Consider the following 1,157-nt stretch of genomic DNA (forward strand, 5'->3'; position numbering starts at 1 on the left):
ATCGACGAACTGGTCCGCCAGGGCAAGCGCGACCTGACGGTGATCGCCAACGACACCGCCCGGCCCGGCGTCGGCATCGGCAAGCTGATCGACGCCAAGCTGGTGCGCCGGGTGATCGCCAGCCACATCGGCACCAACCCCGAGACGCAGCGCCAGATGATCGTCGGCGAGACCGCGGTGGAGCTCGTGCCGCAGGGCACCCTGGCCGAGCGGGTGCGGGCCGGCGGCTTCGGGCTGGGCGGCGTCCTGACGCCGACCGGCGTCGGCACCGTCGTCGCGGAGGGCAAGCGCACCGTCGAGGTCGACGGCGCCGTCTTCCTGCTGGAGACGGCGCTGAAGGCGGACGTCGCGCTGATCGCCGCCAAGCGCGCCGACTACTACGGCAACCTCGAATACGCGCTGACCGCGCGCAACTTCAACCCGCTGATGGCGATGGCCGCCACGACGGTGATCGCCGAGGCCGAGGACATCGTGCCGGTCGGCGTCATCCCGCCCGACGCGGTGGTCACGCCGAGCGTGGTGGTCGACCACCTGATCGCCAAGGAGGTCCGCCATGGATGAGAAGACCCTGATCGCCAAGCGCGTGGCGCTGGAGCTGCGCGACGGCAGCCTGGTCAACCTCGGCATCGGCCTGCCGACCCTGGTGGCGCGCTATCTGCCGGCCGGCGTCGACGTGTTCTTCCAGTCGGAGAACGGCATCATCGGCATGTCGGCCCTGCCGGAGCCGGGCATGGCCGACGACGACCTCAGCGACGCCGGCGGCAGCCCGATCGGCGCCATCCCCGGCGCCGCCGCCTTCGACAGCGCCATGTCCTTCGGCCTGATCCGCGGCGGCCACCTCGACGTGACGGTGCTGGGCGGGCTGCAGGTGGACGAGGCGGGGCAGCTCGCCAACTGGATGGTCCCGGGCAAGATGGTGCCGGGCATGGGCGGGGCGATGGACCTCGTCAGCGGCGCCAAGCGGGTGATCGTCGCCATGACCCACACCGCCAAGGGCGCGCCCAAGATCCTCAAGCGCTGCACCCTGCCGCTCACCTCGGTGCGGCCGGTCAGCCTGATCGTCACCGAGCTGGCGGTGATCGAACCGACGAGCGACGGGCTGGTCCTCATGGAGACCGCGCCCGGGGTCAGCGTGGAGCAGGTCGTGGCCGCCACCG

Annotated in this window: 2 protein-coding genes; both read left to right on the forward strand. The window is 71.7% G+C overall.

The features are described 5' to 3' along the window. A partial coding sequence (locus ACSBPG_RS31900; RefSeq protein ID WP_435541286.1) for a CoA transferase subunit A occupies nucleotides 1–561 on the forward strand: 561 nt, incomplete at its 5' end. Then, nucleotides 554–1,157: 3-oxoacid CoA-transferase subunit B (locus ACSBPG_RS31905; protein ID WP_435541287.1), on the forward strand; the 604-nt coding region annotated here is incomplete at its 3' end. The genes ACSBPG_RS31900 and ACSBPG_RS31905, both read left to right, overlap by 8 nt.

The organism is Azospirillum sp. ST 5-10 (genome assembly GCF_051225715.1).
Lineage (GTDB): Bacteria > Pseudomonadota > Alphaproteobacteria > Azospirillales > Azospirillaceae > Azospirillum.